Source organism: Winogradskyella sediminis (assembly GCF_003387355.1).
Classification (GTDB): domain Bacteria; phylum Bacteroidota; class Bacteroidia; order Flavobacteriales; family Flavobacteriaceae; genus Winogradskyella; species Winogradskyella sediminis.
Window position 1 is genome coordinate 152,113 of sequence record NZ_QUNH01000003.1, and the last position, 22,548, is coordinate 174,660.

Genomic DNA, 22,548 nt, shown 5'->3' on the forward strand with positions numbered 1-22,548 from the left:
AAAAAATCCCTTGACAAAAGACGCTATTCATAGCCTAACCGATGAAGAGCTCGTAGAAGCTATCGTAAAAACTAATGACACTATGTTGTTTGAGGTACTGTATGATAGATTTGCGAACATGGTATATAATAAATGCTATGGCTTTGCTAATGGTGTTGATGAAGCCAAAGATCTTACTCAAGATGTGTTTTTAAGGGTGTTTGTAAAATTAGCTAGTTTTAAGGGTAAATCTAAATTCTCCACTTGGTTATATGCATTTACTTATAACCATTGTGTAAATTACTTGACTCGTAATACGGCTAAGAAATTTGAAAAAAAATCTATTAGCTCTGAAGTTGTGGATATAGAGAACATAGGTGAGGATATCGATTCTACTTACGAGTTTGAAAACATGAGAGTAGAATATCTTAAGAAGGTTATGGATCTCATCTCCCCAGAAGAGAAGATGATTTTATTATTAAAATATCAAGATAATTTATCAATTAAAGAATTAGCTGAAGCTTTAGATATTGGAGAAAGCGCAGTTAAAATGCGATTAAAAAGAGCAAAAGATAAACTTGTACAGAAGTACACAAACTATACGAAAGATGGAGAATCCATTTAAGCAAATAGATAAACCTTTAAAGGAAGTTCCTGCGGAATTAAAGGAGAAAGTTATGCATGATATTGCTATAGCCAAACTCTTTATGGAACTGGCTGAATTGTTTTCGTATAATATTGGTCATATCATTGATAGCGTAACGAGTAAAAGAAAAAAAGAAAATAAATAATAAATTCTAATGCAATAAAAGAGAGGTATGGATAAAATAACAGAATTTAAAGATATTGCCATGCAATCATTAACCACAATGTGGTTAGAGATTACTAAAATTTTTCCAAATATTGTTGGGGCATTAATTGTATTGATTATTGGTTGGATTGTGACCAAGATAATTATTAAACTTATTAAAAAAGTTTTAAAGTTAGCAAAGGCTAATAAATTAGATGATAAGTTAAATGAAATTGAAATTATTGAAGATAAAAAGCTCAACTTCGATACGGTTAAGATTGTTTCTGGTGCGGTAAAATGGATCATGTATATTGTGCTCTTAGTAACGGCGTCTGATATTATGGGATTAGAGATTATTTCTAATCAAATTAGCTCATTACTAGCATATATACCACAATTAATTGCCGCCTTAATCATTTTTATCATAGGTTTAATTTTTGCCAATTTTGTAAAGAACGGGTTGAAAAAAGTATTTGAATCTATGGATTTATCTGGAGGAAAAATGATTAGCCAAATTGTATTCTTTTTACTGCTTACTTTTATTTCTATAACAGCGTTAAACCAAGCAGGTATTAATACAGAAATCATTACCAATAATATTAATATGATTATTGCTGGTTTCTTGTTAGCATTTTCTATTGCATTTGGTTTGGGAGCCAGAGAAGTTGTCGCTAAATTATTAAATACCTTTTACGCACGAAAAACTTTTGAGGTTGGACAAAAAATTATTTTCAATGATAAAATCTATAGCATTGAGGAAGTAAAAAGTATTTCAGTGATTTTAATTAATGCAGATGGGAAGCTTGTCGTTCCTATTAAAGATATTGTAGAAAATCAAGTACAAATGCAGGATTAACTATAAGGTTAGGGTTATAGATTTTTATATATTTTCATAAAATGAAATCCTGCATGTACTTGACGATTTAAAAATCCTATTCAATAATTTGAATAGGATTTTTTATTTGAGTCAAAAGCAAGTGAGAATAATATAAAGCGGATTGAGAAGCCTAAAATTTATGAGCACGAATAAAATCGGTGATTAAATAGGTAATAAGTTTCCCAATTTGAGATGCTGTATTTGCAGTAGGAGCAGCTTCACAAATATGAAGATATGTTGCGTTTTTGTGCTTCCCAAACCCATGAACAAATTGTCGCGCCTTGTTAACACTAAAGCCGCTTGGTGTCATGGCACTACTTTCAATATTTCTAATAGCATCACAATCTATTTCAATACCAAATGGCCTTTCAGACACATAATCTAAAGCATATTTTATTTCGGAACTAAAATTCAATTCCTTTCTAACTTCCATGTCCTCGTAGGTATTGTATTTTAAGGTTTTTACTTTTTTCATTGTTTTTAATAAGGTCTCAGAGGTATAGTTTTCGTGCAAACCGAAAATAAAGTAGTACTTTAAAAATCCTTCGGCAAACGCATAGCTAAACCCGTTGCCACTATGTCTACCTTCTTCGGCTCTAAAATCTGAATGTGCATCAAAATTCACCACATTAATTCTGTGATTCTTTGCTAAGGCACTACCTTTAATATTACCGTAAGCATTGTTGTGACCACCTCCAATAATAACAGGTATCTTTCCGGCTTTAACAATAGAGGATACCGTATAGGTCACGTCTTTATCTATAGAGCTCACAAGTTGTCTAGCTTTAGATATTGATTTCTTTTTAGAGAGGTCTAAATCAGCTATAGTATGGCGTTCATCGGTATAATCTAAATGACCTAAAATTAAAACCCGTTTTGCAGATGTAAAAATATTACTCTGTATATTTAACAAAACTTTTAGAGTCGCATCCCAAGCCTTATAAGTTCCTGTTTTTCCGTGGTTTGCAGTAACTCCGATGTCTTCTTTAATGCCAAAAACAACATAATCAACGTCTAAATTAACAATATCATCGTATATGTTAGTGAGGTTAGGAATTACCCGAACATGTTCTCCAAATTTTGTTTCACCTTTACGTTTCTTTAAAAGCAGTTGTTTTTCTTTTTCTGTAAATAATATAAGATGTTCCATTTGGATAAAAAATTGAAATAATAAATTAAATGTACAGTTTTATTTAATTACATTCACCTCAAGTTAACAATAAAAACAAACAATAATTAACAAGACTTAAAACCGAATAACTTATGGAAGGTACACAAAAATCAAGTACAGGATTAAAAGTAGGATTAGGGATATTATTAGTATTATTTTTAGTAACTGCGTTCTACACCTCTAAGCTTTATAGTGAAAAGCAAGAGAATGAAAAAACATTAATGAACGAGAAAAAGCAGGTAATGAATGATCTTAGCAACATGGCCAAAGATTATGACGAAGCGATTGCAGAAAGTGAATTAAAAAATCAGGATTTAATTGCGGCAAGAGAGCGTATTCAAGGTTTAATGGACTCTTTAAAAATATCTCAAAATAGCGTTGGTAGCTTATGGAACTACAAAAAGAAGTATCTCGCTCTACAAGAAGAAATGGATGTTTTATTAACTGAAAATGATCGTTTAAAAGGGGAAAATCAGTATTTAGCATCTTCTTTAGATAGCACACAGGTGCAGTTAGCCGAACGTACAATGTTTACAGATTCATTATTAGTACAAAATACACAATTAGCCACTGTAGTTGAAGATGCTGCAGCATTACAAACCGTTGGATTAGTTGGTATGGGTGTCATTGAAAGAAACAGCGGTAAGCAAATCCCTACAGAACGTGCAAGACGTAGTGATAAAATTAAAGTGTGTTTTACAGTAGCTAAAAATATGCTAGCTGAAGCTGGTGATAAAGAATTGTATGTGCAAGTGATAGACCCTAAGAATAATGTATTGGGTTCTAACGAGCAGATTGAGTTTGAGGATGAGGTTCTTAATTACAGTTTAATTAGTAGGTTTAACTACGAAAATAGAAATTTAAATATATGTGAATATATTAACGAATTACAAGATTCTAAATTTGAAGAAGGGCGTTATAAAATAAATGTATTTAGCGATAAAGCCTTAATATCTTCTTCAGAATTTACATTAAAGTAAATGGGATATATTAATTAATTGATAAAAAAAAATCCAGAAGTTCGCTTCTGGATTTTTTTTTTGTTACAATAACTGACCATTGATAATGACTTGATCAATAGGATTATGCGCAAAAGCATAAGGGATTTCACTATAATGATTCATAGGTTTTGTAATAATGAGGTTCGCTTTTTTACCACGAGTAATGCTTCCGTACATATTACTTATTCCCATGGCATAAGCGCCATTTATAGTGGCTGCATTTATAGCTTCTTCAGGTGTTAGTTTTAATTTTACACAAGCAGCACCAACCACAAAATTCATATTTCCACTTGGTGCAGAGCCAGGATTATAATCTGTAGCAATAGCTAAAGGTAAACCTGAATCAATAATTTTACGTCCTTGAGTATACGGAATACTCAAAAAATAAGAACAACCCGGTAATGCTACAGGCATGGTACCACTTCCTTTTAATGCCTTTATATCATCGTCATTCAGTTCTTCCAAATGATCTACAGATAATGCATTGTGTTTTACGCCTAATGCAATGCCTCCCAAAATATTAAATTGATTAACATGAATTTTAGGTTGTAAATTGTAGGTTTTGCCTGCTTTTAAAATAGCATCTGTATCAATTATATCAAAATAGCCATCTTCACAGAATACATCAATATAATTTGTGATATTTAATTCAGCAGCTTTCGGTATTAGCTCTTCTGTGATATAATGAATGTAGTCTTGTTTATTATTTTTATAAGCTTCAGGAATAGCATGAGCAGCTAATAAAGTAGGAATAATTACGGCTAAACTTTCTTGCTTTAATCGTTTTATGACCCGAAGCATTTTTAATTCGGCTTCCACAGTTAGACCATAACCGGTTTTTATTTCTACAGCTCCGGTTCCCATGGCAATTAGTTCATTTAATCGCTTTAAGGATTGTTCAAATAATACATCTTCTGAAGTATCTTGAAGTTTTTTTGCGGAGTTTAAAATGCCACCTCCTTTATTTGCAATATCGGCATACGATAATCCATTAATACGGTCTACAAATTCTGAGGTACGGTCACCAGCATAAACGATATGTGTGTGTGAGTCACACCACGACGGTAAAACCAATTTACCAGAAGCATCAATGGTAGTTTCAGCATCAAAGCCTTCACAATCCTTCATGTCTCCAAATTCAATAATAGTATCATTCTCTATATAGAGGTAGGCATTTTCTATGATTGGTAGATTTTTCATGTCGCTGCCCTTAACGATTGTAGTATTGTATTCATGAACCTGGATGAGTTGCTTAATGTTGGTAATGAGTAGAGACATATGTTGGTGTTTTTTGTAAAGATTATTATTTTTTTGAACATAAAAAAACGCTAGTATAAAAATATACTAGCGTTTTTAACTTTTTAAAGAATATTACGATTATTCTTTTATAAATTTTGTGGTCAACGCACTGTTCACCTTCAAAGTATACACGCCGCGTTCTAATTGTGAAACATTAAGTTTTTCTCCATTTTGTAATGCTTGACTAAGCACTTGTTTGCCTAACATATCAAAAACAGAAACCGTAATTTCGGTGTTAAAACCTTCAAAAGTTAAGACATCTTTAGTTGGGTTAGGGTAGATGCTAATTGAATTTAATTCAGAATTATCAATAGTTAATCCATTGAGAATATTTTCTATCCAATCTACGGTATCACTAAAATTACCTATAGTTCCAATGTCTATATCCGAATCACCATCAAAATCGGCCGTTGTAATATCAAACATTTGATAATTGTTATTAATAATAAGTTGTGGTGTTGCACTTGGAGCAGCATTACTTGCGCCTTTAAACCAAATAATAGCATCATCACTAGCACCACTATCCGTAAGAATAAAATCGTTTAATCCATCTTCATCAATATCGACAACTTCAAAGGCACCTGGTCTAGAAATAATGTTTTCGTCTGAAATAGTATAAGCCGTTGATGCTCCGTTTTTAATTTTACTAAACCATTCAACTTCACCTGAAGAGTTATCTAACTTTACCACATCTAGTGTGCCATCATTGTTAACATCAGCAAATGCAATGACAAATAAATATGGATTTCCAGAATCTACAGTTTCAGTATCTTGAACCCATGATACAGTAGAGGCAGGGTCAGGATCAGTATCATCATACTGATTATAAAATATTTCGATAGAACCTGTATTATAATAGCCGACTAACACATCTAAGTCTCCGTCAGCATCAAAATCACCAAGATCAACATAGTAAGGACCATTAGAGGTTGCGTTTTCTATATCATCTTCTGCTGTAAAATTCCCTAATCCATCGCCAGAATACCACGGTGTACGGTTTGTATCGTAAGATACTGATACTAAATCAACGTGAGTATCTCCATTAATATCGCCAGCAACAACCTGACCTGGACCGATAAGAGCATCATCTACAGCGACTTCCGTATAGGTGTAAGAAGCATCCATACTTGTAGAACTGAGATAGTATACTAATTTATTTTGGTTCGCAGAGGTGGCTACAATATCTTCTGCGCCATCTTCATTAACGTCTGCTAATATTAAGCCATCGACCCAATGAATAGTAGAAGATACGGTAATCGTAATGGGAAAATTTCCATCACCATCATTGAGGTAACATTTTATATAATCTTGGTTTGGAGTCCCGCCATTATAATCATAAGTTGCCATAACGATATCCATATCTCCATCACCATCAATATCTCCAGAAGCAATTTCATAGGCCTCATCACCTGTATCAGGATCAACATTATTGAGTACCCAATCTTGGGCGTAATTAAAGTTGCATATAAAGGCAACAATAAAAAATACGAGTAATTTTTTTTCCATAATATTCCTTGATTTATCTATACGAATATAATAATTTATTATTAGCTGTCCCTTTTCGTGGATTTACCTAATCGTTTTATTGCTATTTTAAGCTTCCTACCATATTTTCTGGTTTTACCCATTCGTCATAATCTTCAGGAGAAACATAGCCTAAGTTTACAGCTTCCTCTTTTAACGTAGTGCCATTTTTATGAGCAGTATTAGCAATTTCAGCAGCTTTATAATACCCTATTTTTGTGTTTAAAGCCGTAACCAACATTAATGAGTTGTTAAGCAATTCTTTTATCACTTGGTGGTTTGGTTCTATACCATTAGCACAGTGTTCTTCAAAACTAACACATGCATCTCCAAGTAATTGTGCAGATTGTAAAATATTAGCAGCCATCATTGGTTTAAATACGTTAAGTTCGTAATGACCTTGTGTGCCACCAACAGATATTGCCACATCATTGCCCATTACTTGTGCACAAACCATAGTTAAGGCTTCACACTGTGTTGGGTTTACTTTTCCTGGCATAATAGAACTGCCTGGTTCATTTGCAGGAATTATGATTTCGCCAATACCAGAACGCGGTCCAGACGCCATCATTCTAATGTCGTTCGCTATTTTGTTTAAGGATACGGCTAATAATTTTAAAGCTCCATGGGTTTCAACAATAGCATCATGTGCCGCTAAAGCTTCAAATTTATTTTCAGCAGTTACAAATGGTAAACCTGTAAAATCAGCAATATACTTAGCCACTAAAACATCATAACCTTCAGGTGTATTTAGTCCTGTTCCTACTGCTGTACCACCTAAAGCTAATTCGCTAAGGTGTGCTAAAGTTGCTTCTAAAGCTTTTAAACCGTGGTCTAATTGCGATACATATCCAGAAAATTCTTGTCCTAAGGTTAAGGGAGTTGCGTCCATTAAGTGCGTACGACCAATTTTTACAACATTTTTAAATTCCTGTGCTTTTTTGTGCAATGTATTTCGTAATTGTACTACTCCTGGGATGGTAGTCTCTACAACTTTTTTATACACAGCAATATGCATTCCTGTAGGAAAAGTATCGTTAGAAGACTGTGATTTATTAACGTCATCATTTGGTTGAATCGTTTTTTCGCCTTCACCAATAACATGTCCTGCAATTTGATGCGCTCTGTTGGCTACCACTTCGTTAACATTCATGTTACTTTGAGTACCAGAACCTGTTTGCCATATAACTAAAGGGAACTGATCGTTATGTTTACCAGCGAGTATTTCATCACAAACTTGTGCTATTAAATCGCGCTTTTCTTTAGATAATACATTTAATTCACAGTTGGTATAGGCAGCTGCTTTTTTTAAATATGCAAAACCGTGTACGATTTCTAGAGGCATCGAAGCCGGAGCTCCAATTTTAAAATTATTACGAGAACGCTCGGTTTGAGCTCCCCAAAGTTTGTCGGCAGGTACTTTAACCTCGCCCATAGTGTCTTTTTCTATTCGGTAATTCATAATACTGTATTTATAGCTACACAAATTTAATGGTTTTGTAAGATTTTTAAGAGATTATGGTTAGATTTATTTTACAGAAATTATCACATGTTTCTAATAATTTTTTCAAGTAAATTGCAAGTTAGCGATAACAGTATATTTCATTTTATATTTTGAAAAAACTTTATACTAAGTAAGCCATTAGATCTAATAATCACGATTAAAATTTAATGCGTTATTTTAGTTGTGTCTTTTTTAATAAAAAGATGACCAAATCCAATCTATATGGCGACAAATCAAGAGCTTATTGATAAACTTATTGAGAAGTTAGAATTATTGTTTAAAAAGCAAGCGGAGTTTTCATCGGAAATTGATCGTTTGAAACAAGAATTGTATCAGTTAAAAAACGAATCTGTAGACAATACTGCACGTCCTCAGAAAGAAGACCTAAATGTGCCACCTCTTTCTCCATCCATTGAAGCTTCGTCTGAACAAGAAGTTACAGCTGAGATGCCTAAAGAACAAATGTTAGAGTCCATTTCTGAAACGGAATATCAGATGGCTTATGTTGCAGTAAATAGTGAGACTCGTTTTAATGAAAAACCAAAATCCAAGTCGAGCTTAGAGAGGTTTATCGGAGAAAATATATTAAGTAAAATCGGAGTTATTATACTTATTATCGGTGTGGCAATTGGCGCTAAATATTCTATAGAAAATGATTTAATAAGTCCAACTACCCGAATCATTCTAGGCTATTTAACCGCAATTGGTTTATTAGGTTTTGGAATAAAGCTCAAAAAGAAATACGACTCGTATAGTGCGGTTTTAGTCAGTGGCTCTATTGTAATTTTGTATTTTATAACCTTTTTCGCTTATAGCTTTTACGCTCTTTTACCGCAATTAGTGACGTTTGTACTCATGGTGATTTTTACTACGTTTACTATTGTTGCCGCTATTAATTATAACAGACAGGTTATTGCGCACATTGGTTTAGTAGGAGCCTATGCTGTGCCGTTTTTGCTAAGCGATGATTCTGGAAAAGTGGAAGTGTTATTTAGTTATATCGCAATTATAAATATAGGTATCTTAATCATATCCTTTAAAAAATACTGGAAATCGCTTTACTACGCAGCCTTTATATTTACATGGCTTATTTTTTCATCATGGATCTTTTTTGATTATGATTATAGTGAACAATACTATTTGGCATTGGCTTTTTTAATGGTATTTTTCTTCATCTTCTATATTACATTTATCGCATACAAACTGATTAAAAAAGAGGTCTATAATTCTAGTGATGTTATTTTACTTCTTCTTAATTCATTTATTTTCTATGGCTTAGGTTATAGTATTTTAATAGAAGATAACATTGGTGAACAATTATTAGGGTTATTTACCTTAAGCAATGCGGTTATTCATTTTATTGTAAGCGTACTTTTCTATAGACTGAAATTAGGAGATAAAAAATTGTTTTATTTAGCATCTGCTTTAGTCATGGTGTTTATTACAATTACTATTCCTGTGCAATTAAATGGGAATTGGGTCACCTTATTATGGGTGACTGAAGCGGCTTTATTATTTTGGATGGGTCGGGCAAAAAGTATTGCTATATACGAAAAACTATCGTATCCGCTTATGATTCTAGCTTTTTTGAGTTTAATAGAAGACTGGTCTAATGCTTATAGCTCATTCTATGGTTATGATATTGAAGATATTTTTACTGTAATTTTCAACATTCAATTTTTAAGTTCAATGTTATTTGTCGCAGCTTTTGGTTTTATCTTATGGATACAACGCAAAGCTAACTATGTTTCAGGGATACAATCGGATACTTTTTGGAGCAAATTATGGTCGGTGGTTGTTCCAGCAATCTTTATTTTGAGTACTTATTTTGCGTTTAGACTTGAAATAGGCATGTTTTGGGACCAGGAATATCATTTATCTGCTATACATACAAATCTTAATGGCGATTATGGAAATACGACGTATAACCTTGATTTAATTCATTTTAAAACTATTTGGTTACTTAATTACTCATTAGTATTTATGGCTATTTTAGCTTACGTTAGTATTAGGTTTACTAAACATACATTACTCGAGAAAATAGCGATTATATTTAATGTTATAACAATTCTTTTGTTTTTATCACAAGGGTTGTACGCCATAAGTGAGTTGCGCGAAAGTTATCTAAGTGGTTCAGAGTATTTTGCGCAATCTTCATATCATTTATGGATTAGGTATGTGTCATTTATCTTTTTGGCTCTAGCAATATTTACATGTTATAAGTTTATTAAGCGCCAAGCGGTTACTAAAAGTTTTAAAATCGCTTATGACATTTTACTTCATCTATCGTTAATTTGGGTGTTGAGTAGTGAGCTTATTCATTGGTTAGATATTGGACAATCCTCTAGTGAATATAAATTAGGATTAAGCATACTTTGGGGAGTCTATTCCTTTTTGTTGATTGCCTTTGGGATTTGGAAAGACAAGGCATACTTAAGAATTGGTGGAATGATTTTCTTTGGTATAACGCTTATAAAACTATTTTTCTATGATATTGTACACCTTAATACTATATCTAAAACCATTGTGTTTGTGTCCTTGGGTGTACTGCTTTTAATCACTTCATTCTTATATAATAAATTTAAAAACAAGATTACAAATGACGTCAATCACTAAAATAATTATAGGGTTATGCGTAGGGTTTACGACCTTGAGTTTTGCACAAATGAAGCACTATGGTTATAAGCGTTCTCTGCAAAATGTGTCTAACGATTGGCACCAACTTACAATACCTGAGGCTGTATTTGGAAAATTAAATTCGGAAATGTCCGATCTTAGAATCTACGGCATTACAGCCCAAACAGATACTATTGAAGCTCCCTATGTTTTAAAAGCCTTATCCGAAAAAATAGAATATAAAGCTTTGCCTTTTAAAATTATAAATAAAACAAAGGGAGAAAAAGGGCATTATTTTACTTTTCAATTAAATTCTGAAGCCTTAATTAATCATATAGAATTAGATTTTAAGCGCTCTAATTTTGATTGGAAAATTGAATTGCAAGGAAGTCAAAATCAACAAGAATGGTTTACGATTCTTGAAGATTATAGAATTCTTTCAATTAAAAATCAATCGACAAATTTTAAATTTACTACATTAGAGTTTCCAGATTCTAAATTTAAATATTATCGACTTATTGTAAAAGATAATGAACCTCCACAATTAGAATCTGCACAGCTTTCTAATTACCAAACTATAGCTGGTCATTATACCACTTACAACCTTAAAAAGTTAGAAACAACAGATGATAAAACACTGAAAAACACCGTTATTAATTTAGAGTTAGAGAAAGCAGTGCCTCTTAGTCAGTTACATATCAATGTGAGCAATACATTCGATTATTATCGGCCTTTTAAGATAGAATATAGGAGAGACAGTACATTAACTGAAAAAGGTTTTAAATATCATTATAAAACGATAACTAGTGGCACATTAAACTCAATGGAACAGAATCTATTTAAGTTTCCAAGTACCATTGCAAAACACTTAAGGGTAACCATTTATAATGATAATAACCAGCCATTACGTATTGCTGATGTTTCTGCCAAAGGTTATCAATTTCAACTCATCGTACGATTTACAGAACCAGCAATTTATATGCTAGTTTATGGTTATCCTTCAGCCAGAGAACCAGTTTATGATATTGCCAAATTTGAAACAAACATACCGGAAGAGTTAATTGCTTTAGAAGTGGGTAAAGAGGATGTTATTCTTCATAGCTTGGATCCTAAAGTTCAACCGCTATTTGAAAATAGTTATTGGCTTTGGGCTATCATTGGAGTTGTCATTTTATTGTTGGGAGGTTTTACACTAAAGATGTTGAAGACGATGCGTTAGGCTTTTATTTTTTATTGAGTTTGTTGAGGTATTTAGTTCTATAAAATTTATTCACGTCCCAGATAATAGTATCATTATTAGCTGTTTTAATATAATATTCAAAATCAGATTCTGCTATTTTAAATAGTGAATCTCCTATGTTTAATTCGTTATAAATAAAAAAAGGAATTTCTTTATTCCATGTATTATCTATTCTAATAGTTCTTTGGGCCCCACTATTTGTTTCTAAAAATAAATTCGTGATTTTTCCAGAATAGTATGAGTTGTGAATGCTCCTATACTTTTTTTCGAGGAAACTCAATGAATTATTTCGAATTAAGGTAAGCCCTACAATTATTAAAAATATTGGAATAAAAATTAGAGCTAGAGCCTTACTTATTGATTTCTGTTGTATTATTAATTCAGCGTTATCATCTGGATTCATTTAGTAAACAATTTTAAAAAAATTATTAACCTAATATCTTACCATCTACCATTGTAAGTTTACGATCTGCCATCTCAGCCAAATCATGGTTATGCGTTACTATAACAAAGGTTTGATTAAACTCATCTCTTAATTTAAAGAACAATTTATGCAATTGATCTGCCGATTCGCTATCTAAATTTCCTGAAGGTTCATCGGCGAATATAATATTTGGATTATTAATTAGCGCTCTCGCTACGGCCACACGTTGCTGCTCGCCACCAGACATACTGTTAGGTTTGTGATGAATACGATCCTTTAAACCGAGATAATCCAATAATTCTATAGCACATTTTTCTGCTTCCGCTTTTGGTGTGTTATGTATAAAGGCAGGAATACATACGTTTTCTAAAGCTGTAAACTCAGGTAATAGTTGATGGAATTGAAATATAAAACCAATGTTCTTATTTCTAAATTTCGCTAAAGATTTATCATTTAAATTTTTTATGGACTGCGTGTTGATAACCAGTTCTGTGTCAGTTTTGTAGTCGGGTTTATCTAAAGTGCCTAAAATTTGAAGTAGCGTTGTTTTGCCAGCGCCAGAAGCGCCCACAATAGAAATAATTTCACCTTCTAAAATGGTTAAATCTACACCTTTTAAGACTTCCAAATCTTTATAGGCTTTCTTAATTTGTTTTGCGGAAATAACAGTTTTGCTCATACGATGTGAAAGTAATACTTAATGCCTAATTCTACAAAACTACGAATCAGATTTATTTGAATTGAAAACAGATTTAATACTATTAAAATCAAGAAAATATTGAACGCGTACCGATAGGGTATGCTGAATGGGCTGATCAAATAAATTCGCCATGCTTTCTGAATAGTTGTATTCCGTTATAGTATCTGAATTAAATAATTGGTTTCTATATAAAGCGGTTAAAAAGCTTCCTGGTGCAAATTGCCATGAGTAGCTTAAGTCAAAATTCCACGTGCTAAAATTGATATCTGGATTTGTACTAATAGAATCCGTTGTATATCCGGAATCGGTTGTTAATCGACCAGAATCCAATAATGTAAATAAATTATCATCATAAGTAACCGTATCCCAATAATGTCTAAAACTTAAAGCTAAAGAATTATGAGGATTAAATGCGTAGTTGGCGGAGAGACTATTCGTTATAATTTGTCGGTTACGTTCACCAAAAAGTGGTTGGTTGTCTTCCAAAGTTGCATAGCCACGTTCACCATTTGCAAAATCGTAATAGAACTGGTATATGAGTAACAATTTGTTGTTGAGTCTTACACGAGGTTTCGCTTCAATATCATAGGTAAATAACGCTCTACCGTTTTCAAATAATGTGCCCATATTGGCGCTAAAATCTAATGCAAATTGTCTGTTGTAATTTGAAGATAACCAGCCACCTGTACTCACATAATTTTCATAGATAAACGGTCTGCCGTCTCTCGATTCAAAATAATCATTTTGTTCGCCTGGTTCTATATCTAGCCTAAAACCAAAACCATCTAAATCTCTGGTCGTAGCCCTATACGATGCACCTAAATTTGATTGCGAAAACACATTGGGTTGTACTAGTCTATTGTAGTTAAAATACGCTTCAATACTATAGTTATTTAAATTGCCACTAGGCTCAAAAGTTTGATATGAGACAGCAGAGCTAAAAGAGTTATAATTGTTTCGCAATAATAGTCCTAAGTCGTTGTTATTAAATTTAGTATCTGCAAAACTGTGTTCTAGACTATAGCGAAAATTACCATAAATTTTGGCCAGTTTAAAATAGCTGCTATAACCCGTTTCATTTGCTGTATTTTGATAATTGACGTTACTCATACGCAAGTTGGAAGAAACGCTATACGTGTTTCGTTTATTAATAATATTAGCAACTAATGCAGTAGCATTAGCATCTCTAAAATAGCCTTCTCTGAGCACATTAGTGTTTATAAGACTTACAGACGAATTACCATTAAACTGTTGGTCAACGACAACAATATTGTAATTAGTAAAAGGTTCTACAATAGCATTACGTTTTTCGTTGGTAAGAGCATTTGTAATAGTAGCGGTAGTTTTTTCGGTAATAGCATTAAAGAAACCAACACCCAAACCACTCTTTGTTCTTCCTGAAACTTTAATGGCATTTAATACTTTAACCTCAGAAGGTATAGTGATTTCTTCGTTTTCATTGAGTTCTACGGTTCCACTAGGTCTATTTCCAATACGCCTTGAAAAGAATAAGTCTCCTTTTGAAAATAAATCGACACCCTCAGTAAAAAATTGACGTTGTTCAGAAAAAGTTTGTTCAAAAGGTCCCAAGTTTAATACGATATTATCAAATCCGGCTTGACTAAAATCAGGTACCAAAGTTGCATCTAATGTAAAATTATCAGTAAGCCCATATTTTACATCCATTCCAAATTTTAAGTCTGTTTCTGTATCACCATCAAAATTATTTACAATACCTGTTGTAAAAGGGTAGAGGTTCAGTCTCACCGGAGGTTTTACATCTTTGAGTCCTTTAACTTCGGCATGGTATAATCCGGAATATCCTTGAGTGGGATCAATTGGGTTCCAAGTAAATCTTGCTCTCGATCGTCTAAACTCGCGATGAAATTGAATTCCCCAAGTAGGTTCTTTTTGGTCAGAGAAACGTAAGGTACGGTATGGAATTTTCATTTCAACAATCCAGCCATCGTGTTTTATGCTCACAGCACTGTCCCAAACGCCATTCCAACCAAAATCTTCACCTATCGAAGGGTTTTGTATGGCATCTGCTTGTTGTCCTGAGCTAAATACATAAAATGCCGTATCGTTTTGAGCATCGTTATTTGGGTTTAATACAAGAATAAAATAGTCGGTTTGGCCAAAATTATCTCTACTCGTAAGTTGTTTCATAATTTTAGTAGGATGATCATAGAGGTAAGCAGCAACATAAATAGCATTATCATCGTAGGTCATTTTTACTTCAGTACGTTCTGATTTTGGTGCTATTTTACCAATTTCGGGTCTACTGGATACAAATCCTGTCGCTATGTGTGCGTTTTTCCAAACTTCATCATCTAAAATTCCATCTATTTTTGGAGCTTCTGCTGTACGTTGAATCGTTAACAATTTTTTCGGTTGTGCAGTGCAAACAATTGTATAGCTTAAAAAAATAAGCATAAGTGTTAAAGAACGGAGGCTCATAGTAGTGTTGGTCGTTTATAAAGGGGTGAAAATGAAAAAATTAAAGCGGTTGATACATAGTTACGTTTGCAAAACTAAGTTCCGAAATTAAGTCAAACTCTTAATTAAACGTTAAAATAGAAATTGGTGTTGCAATAACCCGATGCTTTAAGAGTCTAATAATGTCAGTAGATTGTATTTGGAATAATTATTGCTCTAAATTAGTGGTAATTAAAATAGTATATGAATAAATATAAAAAATTAGGAATAGGGTTACTTTTTGATGCTATTGGTTTGGTATCCTTTATAATTCCAGGAATAGGTGAGTTTTCGGATATTATTTGGGCACCAATTTCAGGTTGGTTAATGACCAAATTATATAAAGGAAAGGCAGGTAAAGTCGCAGGTATAATAACCTTAGTAGAAGAAGCCTTACCTGGCTTTGATGTGATCCCAACCTTTACGATGATGTGGTTTTATACCTATGTGTTTAAGAAAGATCACACTAATAATAAAGCATAAAAAAAAGCACTCCATGGAGTGCTTTTTTTACTGTATTACAAAAAAACTATTTATTGAACTTCTATAGAGAACGTAACTTCAACATCTGTGCTACCACCAGCACTTGCGGAAGTTCCGTCGTTTGGTTTTGTAGGTTCGTGGATAAGTTCTACAGTAAGAGAACCAGTACCAGCATCACCAGTAACGAGTGTTGTTTCTATACCAACTGGGTTTCCATCAACATCTAAATCATCTTTAGAAATAGTAATGTCCGAAATTGATGTTGTATAGAAAAACTCGTGTTCATCACCTTCGTCTTCAACTTCTAAAGTAATATTGTCAGCCGGATTTTCAGTTTCATTTAATAATTGTATTTCACCAACATAAGTTGTATTTGCAGTTAATGGACCAGAAACATCATACGTGCCGTCAGCTCCACCTTCTCCGTCTAAATCCTGAAATTCTAAGGTAACAACATCTGTTCCGTTGGTTAAAGTATATCTAACTGTAGTGATCAGTTCTTCTTCATGGTCGTGATCGTCGTGATCGTCATCATCGCTAGAGCAACCTACAAATGCTAAACTTGATACAAAAAGTAGGGCTAATAATTTAATTGAATGTTTTGATTTTATGTTTTTCATAATTCTATTTCGTTTGAGTTAATAATTGATTTTTATTTTTAAATTAATATTTCGGCCTAATTCATTAGCAAAATAACGTTGTCTATTTAAATACTCGTTATAAGATGTATTTAATAAGTTTTCGATATTCAATTCTAATAGTAATGTTCCTGTTTTAAATGCTTTAAAATTAACGGAACTATTAAAACTAAATAATGAATAGGCTGGTGGAGTGGAGCTAATATCTACAAATACATCCTCTTGTAATACAGGATCGAATGTATAAAAATTATAGTCCGGATAATTGTTTTGTTGTAATACAGTTTTATGTGTTAAACCAATAGATAATTGATTTAAAGTTTCATTATAGTATGTTATACAATTTATGAAGTTTGTTGAAGGCATATGAGTAAGTGGTATATCTTCGGAAAGATTATCTCCTTGCAACAAACTCAAATTGCCTTTATAATTAAATTTTTCAGTTATTTTTTTATTGACATCAATATCAACGCCAAATATTTGCGCATTTACCTGATTGTATTTCCATACAGGAAATGCCCCTCTTATCGTTGTTGTAATTCCGGTAGGAATTAGCTGAATATAATCATTGATATATTTGTAATAAGGGCTGATTGAAAACCCGAAATTATGGTTGTTTTTTTCAAAAGACGCGGCAACTTTATGTGCTACTTCTTTGTTTAGGGTTAATAATCCTATTTCAACTCTAGCAGCGCTATGATGTAGCCCATCACTAAATAACTCTGAAGGATTTGGAACCCTTGTCGCTAAACCGTAATTAACAAATAATGATGTATTGTTTTTAAATTGTTTAGCATATCCTAAGTTAGCAGAAAGGTTGTGAAATGTAAATTCTGGACGTGTAAGAATCTCTGAATTATCGATTTCATTAGTTTCAAACTGAGGAAATAGCTCATCATAATTATAGGTGTCATTCCAGTCGGTGAGGTTATAATTTTTTTCAGCTTCAATACGCGTAAAATCATAACGTGTTCCAGCACTAAACTCAGAAGTTGCATTTAAATTATAGTTACCAATTAGATACATACTAGCATCATATTTATCAAAATCAGGAATTAATGGATTCGCTCCAGTGCCTGAAACAGCATCGTTTTGTTGGTAACGGAATAGCACACCAGCGTCTAGTTTCAAATTTTCCAAAAAGTCCATATGTAAATTAGACTGTAATGAGTTGGTGAAAAGTCGAAGGTCTACGACAGGTGTATCTGCAAAACGTCCTCGTCTAACATCAAATTCTTTTCGTCTATTGATTTGCATATCGTATTGAACTGTTAATTTTCCTAAATTTTGAAATCGTTTATACGCTTCTATTTTGGCTAAATGGTGAAGGATATCTTGTCTCGGATCATCGATACTGTATGAAAAGTCTTCGATAACACGAGGTTCTCTACTGTTAATGGCAGCTACTAAATCTCCAACATTACCGATGTGAGAGGCTTTTAAAATGGCTAATTCATTATGCACTACACTGTAATAGGCGTCAAAACCTTTTTCAAAAGTTCTATAGCCAATTCTAGCTGATGCATTAAAGTTTCTTATACCACTGTTGGTTAAAATATAATCTGGACTTTCAAAATCTCCAAACTGTTTATAACTAGACTGTAATCTACCGTAAAACCCAGATTTATAGGTTTTAATAAGTTCAGTGTTAATATTGCCTCCACGTCCATTAGAATTTAATGAAAGGGTAGTGCTACTAAATAGGCTGTCTTGCGCCACATATCTTTTGGGTTGCACAAGTATTAAACCACCAATAGCATCACTTCCGTATTTTAAGGTGTTAGCTCCTTTTATCACTTCCACTTTATGACTAGAATTGATATCGATATTTGGTGCGTGTTCATCTCCCCATTCTTGGTCGAACATACGTACGTTATTGTTAACAATTAACAACCTACTACTATGTAAACCATGTATCATTGGTTTTACAATAGTACTACCAGTGTTTAATGAAGAAATACCACTCATAGAGTTTAAAGCATCTCCTAATGATTTATCGGTATACTTTTCTAACGCTGCTTTATTAATAGATTGCTCTATACTTGTACCCTCCGTTTTTAAATGAGAATTTACGACAACCTCATTTAATTCCTCTAGATGGTGTTCTAAGGAAATAACTTTAAAAACGTCATTATTTATGGTATACGATACTGTTTTAGTTTCGCATCCAACATGAGAAATAGTCAACGTTAAAGGGCCTGTGCACAGATTTTCAATTTTGAATTTTCCATCTAAATCCGACATTAAATATTTATCATTTTCTTTAATGTAAATGGTGGCAGATGCTATGGAAGTCCCATCATGAAAATCTTTGACTTCACCTAAAAATGTATAATTGCAGTTTTGGCTAAAGCTAAAGCTGGAAATAGCTAAAACTAAGCCTATAATTATTGGTTTCATTCAAATCGATTAATAAGAGAGTATTAGAAAAAAAAGTATTCTAACAATTGACAGGAGGTCCTCTTACAGATCTTGTAAAATAAGTATAATCTTTTAAAGTATTATAATACGAAACCGCTTGCGTAGTGATAGCTTCGTCTATAAGGCTGTCATCATTATTTATAAAAATAAATAAATGGTTTGTGAGTTTAAACTTGTAAAAATCGCAATCAATATCAGCCTCGTGAAAGTGAGTTGTTATAGATTTATCTTCTTCACAACTATGGTGTTTATGATGGGTGAATACGTGATTTAGTTTTATAACTGAAGGGCATAGCACAGCCAGCACTAGCGTTAATGCTAATGTTCTAAAAAGAGAAGAAAGAACAGCGTTTATATTCAATTAAAAAAACGTTTTAAACCTAATCTACTTAGCATTTTTTTTTCGAATTCCCAGAAAAACTTAAACTGACCAAAAAGCCATCCATAAGTCACTAAAAGGATCTGATAAAAAATGAGCCCAATGATAATGAATAAAACCCAATAAACAATAGGTGTTAAGTTTTCTTTAGTAATTCCCATTAATGCTATAATAGGTCGTGCTATGTATAAAGATGATGTTCCGGTGAAAGCAAAAACCATAAACACACGAATCATTTCCCAGCGATACTTAAGAATCCATTTGTTTTCTAATTTTTTAAATATGAACAACGTAATTTTTAATAAAATAAAGAAAACAAGGAGCGTCGCAACTATAGTCAATATTTGTCCATATTGTTCTAAAAACGCATTTGCTATTTTAAAAGCGGAATAGAGCAAAATTAGCAAGCCAAAAAAAGGAAAGACCAGTTGCCAATTGTGTTGAATTTCCCATTGTTCTTTAAATTTTTTCATAGCACATTATCAGTGCTGCAAATTTAGTAAATTATGGTGTCTTTTTGTCTTAAATTCTAGGCATAAAAGATGATAAACGTTGGTTGTAGGTTAATTGGAAATAGAGAAAATAATTATAAAGTTTGTAATTTACCTCATAACCGTAATCAGTGCGTGTGTCATAATCTATTCTTACCTCGTATAGATTTGGATCATAGGTGTGAGGTTGTAGCTGTCTTTGGTTCCAGGCTTGCACCAAAATAGCGTTTCTGGTTTCTAACCATTCTTGAGAGTGATAGCCTTCTGGTCTTGCTGTACTTTGTAACCAAGAATTAAAGCCAGGTTCTATAATAATGATTTCATAATCGTTTTCATCGCTGCTAATAGATACGGTATCGTTTTGTATTAAACTATATTCGTTTCCATTGTTAATTACTGGACTAGAATTATAAGATTTGCAACTTGCAATTAAAATAAGGACAACGATAAATGGGATAATCTTTTTCATGTATTTGTTCTATTGTTTTATAGGCTCAAGATTATAATGTTATGTTCTAAATTTAAACATCACATTAGTGAACCATAAATATTAAAGATATTAAAAAATTGTTAGTGTTATTAAAGTTTTACTTCGATTTAACACCACAAAGTAACGATAGAATCATCGTTAATACAATAGAAAATAAGTAAACGGGTATTTTGAATACGTAAAGCTATACATTTATATAGTTTGGCATAGTGGTAATAAAAAAAGCAGCCCGTTATAAACGCACTGCTTTTACAATTATAAAAAAAAACAGAATTTTATTTACCAAAGATACCACCTAAAAGCCCTCCAATACCTCCAGTACTTTTATTATCACCTCCTAAAACCATACCAGCTACATCATCAATAACGCTTCCATCACCATCAGCATCTAATATTTTTTCTAAGAAACTTTGCTCATTTTGTGTCTTGCTTCCTCCCAGTAAACCACCTAAAAGTCCGCTAATATCAGATTGCGAACTCACATTATTTTGGCTGGCTTGTTTTCCTAAAACTCCCATTAAAATTGGAGCTGCCACTTTTAATATATTAGCTACAGAACTAGAGTCTAAACCTGCTTTTTGTCCTATAACTTGTTCCACTCCTTGTTGTTTACTACCTAACACATGGCTAAGAATTTTGGCTCCATCATCTTTTACATTGTCGTCTACACCACCACCAAATAAACCACCAAGGTTATCTAAGATACTGCCATCGTGCTTGGTATTTAATGCACTCATAAGTCCGGCTGCTCCTTCTGGAGTAGACGCATTGCGTTCCATTGCTTTCATAAGTACAGGTAAAGCCATGGTTAGCACACTACTTGTTTTGCTTTGATCTGTTCCGGTAGATCCAGAAACACCACTAATGATGTTTTTTCCTAAGTCGCTGTTTAATAAGTCTAAAATTCCTGCCATTTTGTTTATTGTATAAAATTAATAATATTAAGTATTTCAAGGTACAAAAAAAGTCCCACAATAGTAGGACTCATTTTATTCAGTTTGGTCACATTTTTTTTATGCTAACCTAATATAGATATAATTTGTTCAGCTAATTCACTACCAATTCTATCTTGTGCTTCGTTGGTTGCAGCACCAGTATGTGGAGTTAATGATAAAGCAGGATTCATTAATAATTGAATTTCTGGTTGTGGTTCTTTTTCAAAAACATCTAAAGCAGCTCTAGAAACTTTACCACTTTGAATAGCTTGTACTAAAGCCACTTCGTTAACTACACCACCACGCGCTGCATTGGCGATAATAACACCATCTTTCATTTGTTTAAATTCAGCTTCGTCAATGACATATTCTTTTTGAGCTGGTACATGTAGAGTTAAAAAATCTGCTTGTTTTAATACCTCTTCTTTTGAAACGGTTTTTATTTCAAAATTTAATTTTTGGCCATCAAAGAAATCGAGTTGAAGGTCTACTTTTTCTATAAATGGGTCGAAAGCTACTACTTTCATTCCTGCTCCGATTGCTACTTTAGCTGTGGCTTGTCCTATACGTCCAAAACCTAAAACACCTAAAGTTTTACCTTTAAGTTCGGTTCCTTTTGCATAAGCTTTCTTTAAGTTTTTAAATTTAGAATCACCTTCTAAAGGCATATCGCGATTAGAGTTGTGTAAATAACGCGCTAAACCATAAAAGTGTCCAAATACCAATTCGGCAACAGAGTGTGAGGATGCGGCAGGTGTATTAATAACACTCAGTCCTTTGCTGCGTGCATAATCTACATCTATATTATCCATGCCAACTCCACCACGACCTATAATTTTTAGGCTAGGGCAGTTGTCAATTAAATCTTTTCGTACAGTTGTGGCACTTCTCACTAACAAAACATCGATGTCATTTTTATTAATGTAGTTTTCTAACTGTTCTTGTGCAACTGTGGTTGTAATGACTTCGTAACCTGCTGCTTCTAATGCATTAATTCCACTTTGAGAAACTCCGTCGTTTGCTAATACTTTCATTGAGAAATATGTTTATCATTTCCGTAGCTACGGAAACTTATTAAATTTTGATATTATTGTTTTTGCTGTGTGAC

Annotated in this window: 21 protein-coding genes; 7 read left to right on the plus strand and 14 right to left on the minus strand. The window is 32.9% G+C overall.

The window, feature by feature from the left end; all coding sequences use genetic code 11:
* Window positions 1–10: 10 nt before the first annotated feature.
* Genes C8N41_RS13405 through C8N41_RS13415 form a run of 3 tightly spaced genes read left to right on the plus strand, consistent with a single transcriptional unit; the run spans window position 11 to window position 1,625 of the window.
* Window positions 11–604, plus strand: coding sequence for an RNA polymerase sigma factor (locus C8N41_RS13405; protein WP_115839646.1), 594 nt, complete (start codon window positions 11–13; stop codon window positions 602–604).
* On the plus strand, window positions 588–770 hold the full coding sequence (locus tag C8N41_RS13410; RefSeq protein ID WP_092443224.1) for a hypothetical protein: 183 nt from the start codon (window positions 588–590) through the stop codon (window positions 768–770). The genes C8N41_RS13405 and C8N41_RS13410 overlap by 17 nt, the downstream gene beginning before the upstream one ends.
* Window positions 771–797: 27 nt before the next feature.
* Window positions 798–1,625: a mechanosensitive ion channel family protein gene (locus tag C8N41_RS13415; protein WP_115839647.1), complete on the plus strand. Its 828-nt coding sequence runs from the start codon at window positions 798–800 to the stop codon at window positions 1,623–1,625.
* A gap of 151 nt (window positions 1,626–1,776) precedes the next feature.
* Here the strand turns inward: C8N41_RS13415 and C8N41_RS13420 are convergent, their stop codons facing one another.
* Window positions 1,777–2,796 carry a formimidoylglutamase gene (locus tag C8N41_RS13420; protein WP_115839648.1) on the minus strand — a complete coding sequence of 340 codons (1,020 nt, stop codon included), beginning with the start codon at window positions 2,794–2,796 and terminating at the stop codon, window positions 1,777–1,779.
* A 113-nt stretch (window positions 2,797–2,909) separates the two neighbouring features.
* Between C8N41_RS13420 and C8N41_RS13425 the strand changes: the two genes are divergently transcribed.
* A complete protein-coding gene (locus C8N41_RS13425; protein WP_092443218.1) occupies window positions 2,910–3,797 on the plus strand; it encodes a chromosome partitioning protein ParA in 888 nt (295 codons plus the stop codon).
* A gap of 63 nt (window positions 3,798–3,860) precedes the next feature.
* Here the strand turns inward: C8N41_RS13425 and hutI are convergent, their stop codons facing one another.
* The 3 genes from hutI to fumC all read right to left on the minus strand — a co-directional run bounded on the left by hutI (window position 3,861) and on the right by fumC (window position 8,103).
* Complete coding sequence (hutI, locus tag C8N41_RS13430) at window positions 3,861–5,096, minus strand: imidazolonepropionase (RefSeq protein WP_115839649.1); 1,236 nt, start codon at window positions 5,094–5,096, stop codon at window positions 3,861–3,863.
* A 99-nt stretch (window positions 5,097–5,195) separates the two neighbouring features.
* Window positions 5,196–6,623, minus strand: coding sequence for a T9SS type A sorting domain-containing protein (locus C8N41_RS13435; protein WP_115839650.1), 1,428 nt, complete (start codon window positions 6,621–6,623; stop codon window positions 5,196–5,198).
* A gap of 82 nt (window positions 6,624–6,705) precedes the next feature.
* On the minus strand, window positions 6,706–8,103 hold the full coding sequence (fumC, locus tag C8N41_RS13440) for a class II fumarate hydratase (protein ID WP_115839651.1): 1,398 nt from the start codon (window positions 8,101–8,103) through the stop codon (window positions 6,706–6,708).
* A 264-nt stretch (window positions 8,104–8,367) separates the two neighbouring features.
* Here fumC and C8N41_RS13445 point away from each other — a divergent pair, with 264 nt between their 5' ends.
* Together C8N41_RS13445 and C8N41_RS13450 are read left to right on the plus strand one after the other, a co-directional pair.
* On the plus strand, window positions 8,368–10,761 hold the full coding sequence (locus C8N41_RS13445) for a DUF2339 domain-containing protein (RefSeq protein ID WP_115839652.1): 2,394 nt from the start codon (window positions 8,368–8,370) through the stop codon (window positions 10,759–10,761).
* Entirely contained in the window at window positions 10,745–11,980 is a 1,236-nt protein-coding gene (locus C8N41_RS13450; RefSeq protein ID WP_115839653.1) for a DUF3999 family protein, read from the plus strand. The genes C8N41_RS13445 and C8N41_RS13450 overlap by 17 nt, the downstream gene beginning before the upstream one ends.
* A 4-nt stretch (window positions 11,981–11,984) precedes the next feature.
* Here the strand turns inward: C8N41_RS13450 and C8N41_RS13455 are convergent, their stop codons facing one another.
* Genes C8N41_RS13455 through C8N41_RS13465 form a run of 3 tightly spaced genes read right to left on the minus strand, consistent with a single transcriptional unit; the run spans window position 11,985 to window position 15,510 of the window.
* A complete protein-coding gene (locus C8N41_RS13455; protein ID WP_092443201.1) occupies window positions 11,985–12,404 on the minus strand; it encodes a hypothetical protein in 420 nt (139 codons plus the stop codon).
* A gap of 25 nt (window positions 12,405–12,429) precedes the next feature.
* On the minus strand, window positions 12,430–13,104 hold the full coding sequence (locus tag C8N41_RS13460) for an ABC transporter ATP-binding protein (RefSeq protein ID WP_115839654.1): 675 nt from the start codon (window positions 13,102–13,104) through the stop codon (window positions 12,430–12,432).
* Window positions 13,105–13,143: 39 nt separating this feature from the next.
* Window positions 13,144–15,510, minus strand: coding sequence for a DUF5916 domain-containing protein (locus tag C8N41_RS13465; RefSeq protein ID WP_317124580.1), 2,367 nt, complete (start codon window positions 15,508–15,510; stop codon window positions 13,144–13,146).
* A 297-nt stretch (window positions 15,511–15,807) separates the two neighbouring features.
* Between C8N41_RS13465 and C8N41_RS13470 the strand changes: the two genes are divergently transcribed.
* Window positions 15,808–16,086, plus strand: coding sequence for a hypothetical protein (locus C8N41_RS13470; RefSeq protein WP_092443196.1), 279 nt, complete (start codon window positions 15,808–15,810; stop codon window positions 16,084–16,086).
* 50 nt (window positions 16,087–16,136) lie between these two features.
* Here C8N41_RS13470 and C8N41_RS13475 read toward each other — a convergent pair whose 3' ends face one another.
* The 7 genes from C8N41_RS13475 to C8N41_RS13505 all read right to left on the minus strand — a co-directional run bounded on the left by C8N41_RS13475 (window position 16,137) and on the right by C8N41_RS13505 (window position 22,474).
* Complete coding sequence (locus tag C8N41_RS13475) at window positions 16,137–16,706, minus strand: type 1 periplasmic binding fold superfamily protein (protein WP_115839656.1); 570 nt, start codon at window positions 16,704–16,706, stop codon at window positions 16,137–16,139.
* Window positions 16,707–16,724: 18 nt separating this feature from the next.
* Window positions 16,725–19,124: a TonB-dependent receptor gene (locus C8N41_RS13480; protein ID WP_115839657.1), complete on the minus strand. Its 2,400-nt coding sequence runs from the start codon at window positions 19,122–19,124 to the stop codon at window positions 16,725–16,727.
* A 40-nt stretch (window positions 19,125–19,164) separates the two neighbouring features.
* The gene (locus C8N41_RS13485; RefSeq protein WP_115839658.1) at window positions 19,165–19,506 is read right to left on the minus strand and encodes a hypothetical protein; all 342 of its coding nucleotides are present in this window, start codon (window positions 19,504–19,506) and stop codon (window positions 19,165–19,167) included.
* Window positions 19,503–19,997 (minus strand): DUF6787 family protein, encoded by a 495-nt coding sequence (locus C8N41_RS13490; protein WP_115839659.1) that lies wholly within the window; start codon window positions 19,995–19,997, stop codon window positions 19,503–19,505. Before C8N41_RS13490 ends, C8N41_RS13485 begins: the two co-directional genes overlap by 4 nt.
* Window positions 19,998–20,046: 49 nt before the next feature.
* Window positions 20,047–20,484 carry a DUF6146 family protein gene (locus C8N41_RS13495; protein ID WP_092443186.1) on the minus strand — a complete coding sequence of 146 codons (438 nt, stop codon included), beginning with the start codon at window positions 20,482–20,484 and terminating at the stop codon, window positions 20,047–20,049.
* A gap of 296 nt (window positions 20,485–20,780) precedes the next feature.
* Window positions 20,781–21,419: a DUF937 domain-containing protein gene (locus C8N41_RS13500; protein ID WP_115839660.1), complete on the minus strand. Its 639-nt coding sequence runs from the start codon at window positions 21,417–21,419 to the stop codon at window positions 20,781–20,783.
* A gap of 104 nt (window positions 21,420–21,523) precedes the next feature.
* Complete coding sequence (locus C8N41_RS13505) at window positions 21,524–22,474, minus strand: D-2-hydroxyacid dehydrogenase (protein WP_115839661.1); 951 nt, start codon at window positions 22,472–22,474, stop codon at window positions 21,524–21,526.
* Window positions 22,475–22,548: the final 74 nt, after the last annotated feature.

Coding starts and splice junctions, on each gene's coding strand:
- C8N41_RS13410 (WP_092443224.1), top strand. CDS start 588: ATGGAGAATCCATTTAAGCAAATAGATAAACCTTTAAAGGAAGTTCCT.
- C8N41_RS13415 (WP_115839647.1), top strand. CDS start 798: ATGGATAAAATAACAGAATTTAAAGATATTGCCATGCAATCATTAACC.
- C8N41_RS13420 (WP_115839648.1), bottom strand. CDS start 2,796: ATGGAACATCTTATATTATTTACAGAAAAAGAAAAACAACTGCTTTTA.
- C8N41_RS13425 (WP_092443218.1), top strand. CDS start 2,910: ATGGAAGGTACACAAAAATCAAGTACAGGATTAAAAGTAGGATTAGGG.
- hutI (WP_115839649.1), bottom strand. CDS start 5,096: ATGTCTCTACTCATTACCAACATTAAGCAACTCATCCAGGTTCATGAA.
- C8N41_RS13435 (WP_115839650.1), bottom strand. CDS start 6,623: ATGGAAAAAAAATTACTCGTATTTTTTATTGTTGCCTTTATATGCAAC.
- fumC (WP_115839651.1), bottom strand. CDS start 8,103: ATGAATTACCGAATAGAAAAAGACACTATGGGCGAGGTTAAAGTACCT.
- C8N41_RS13445 (WP_115839652.1), top strand. CDS start 8,368: ATGGCGACAAATCAAGAGCTTATTGATAAACTTATTGAGAAGTTAGAA.
- C8N41_RS13450 (WP_115839653.1), top strand. CDS start 10,745: ATGACGTCAATCACTAAAATAATTATAGGGTTATGCGTAGGGTTTACG.
- C8N41_RS13455 (WP_092443201.1), bottom strand. CDS start 12,404: ATGAATCCAGATGATAACGCTGAATTAATAATACAACAGAAATCAATA.
- C8N41_RS13460 (WP_115839654.1), bottom strand. CDS start 13,104: ATGAGCAAAACTGTTATTTCCGCAAAACAAATTAAGAAAGCCTATAAA.
- C8N41_RS13470 (WP_092443196.1), top strand. CDS start 15,808: ATGAATAAATATAAAAAATTAGGAATAGGGTTACTTTTTGATGCTATT.
- C8N41_RS13475 (WP_115839656.1), bottom strand. CDS start 16,706: ATGAAAAACATAAAATCAAAACATTCAATTAAATTATTAGCCCTACTT.
- C8N41_RS13480 (WP_115839657.1), bottom strand. CDS start 19,124: ATGAAACCAATAATTATAGGCTTAGTTTTAGCTATTTCCAGCTTTAGC.
- C8N41_RS13490 (WP_115839659.1), bottom strand. CDS start 19,997: ATGAAAAAATTTAAAGAACAATGGGAAATTCAACACAATTGGCAACTG.
- C8N41_RS13495 (WP_092443186.1), bottom strand. CDS start 20,484: ATGAAAAAGATTATCCCATTTATCGTTGTCCTTATTTTAATTGCAAGT.
- C8N41_RS13500 (WP_115839660.1), bottom strand. CDS start 21,419: ATGGCAGGAATTTTAGACTTATTAAACAGCGACTTAGGAAAAAACATC.
- C8N41_RS13505 (WP_115839661.1), bottom strand. CDS start 22,474: ATGAAAGTATTAGCAAACGACGGAGTTTCTCAAAGTGGAATTAATGCA.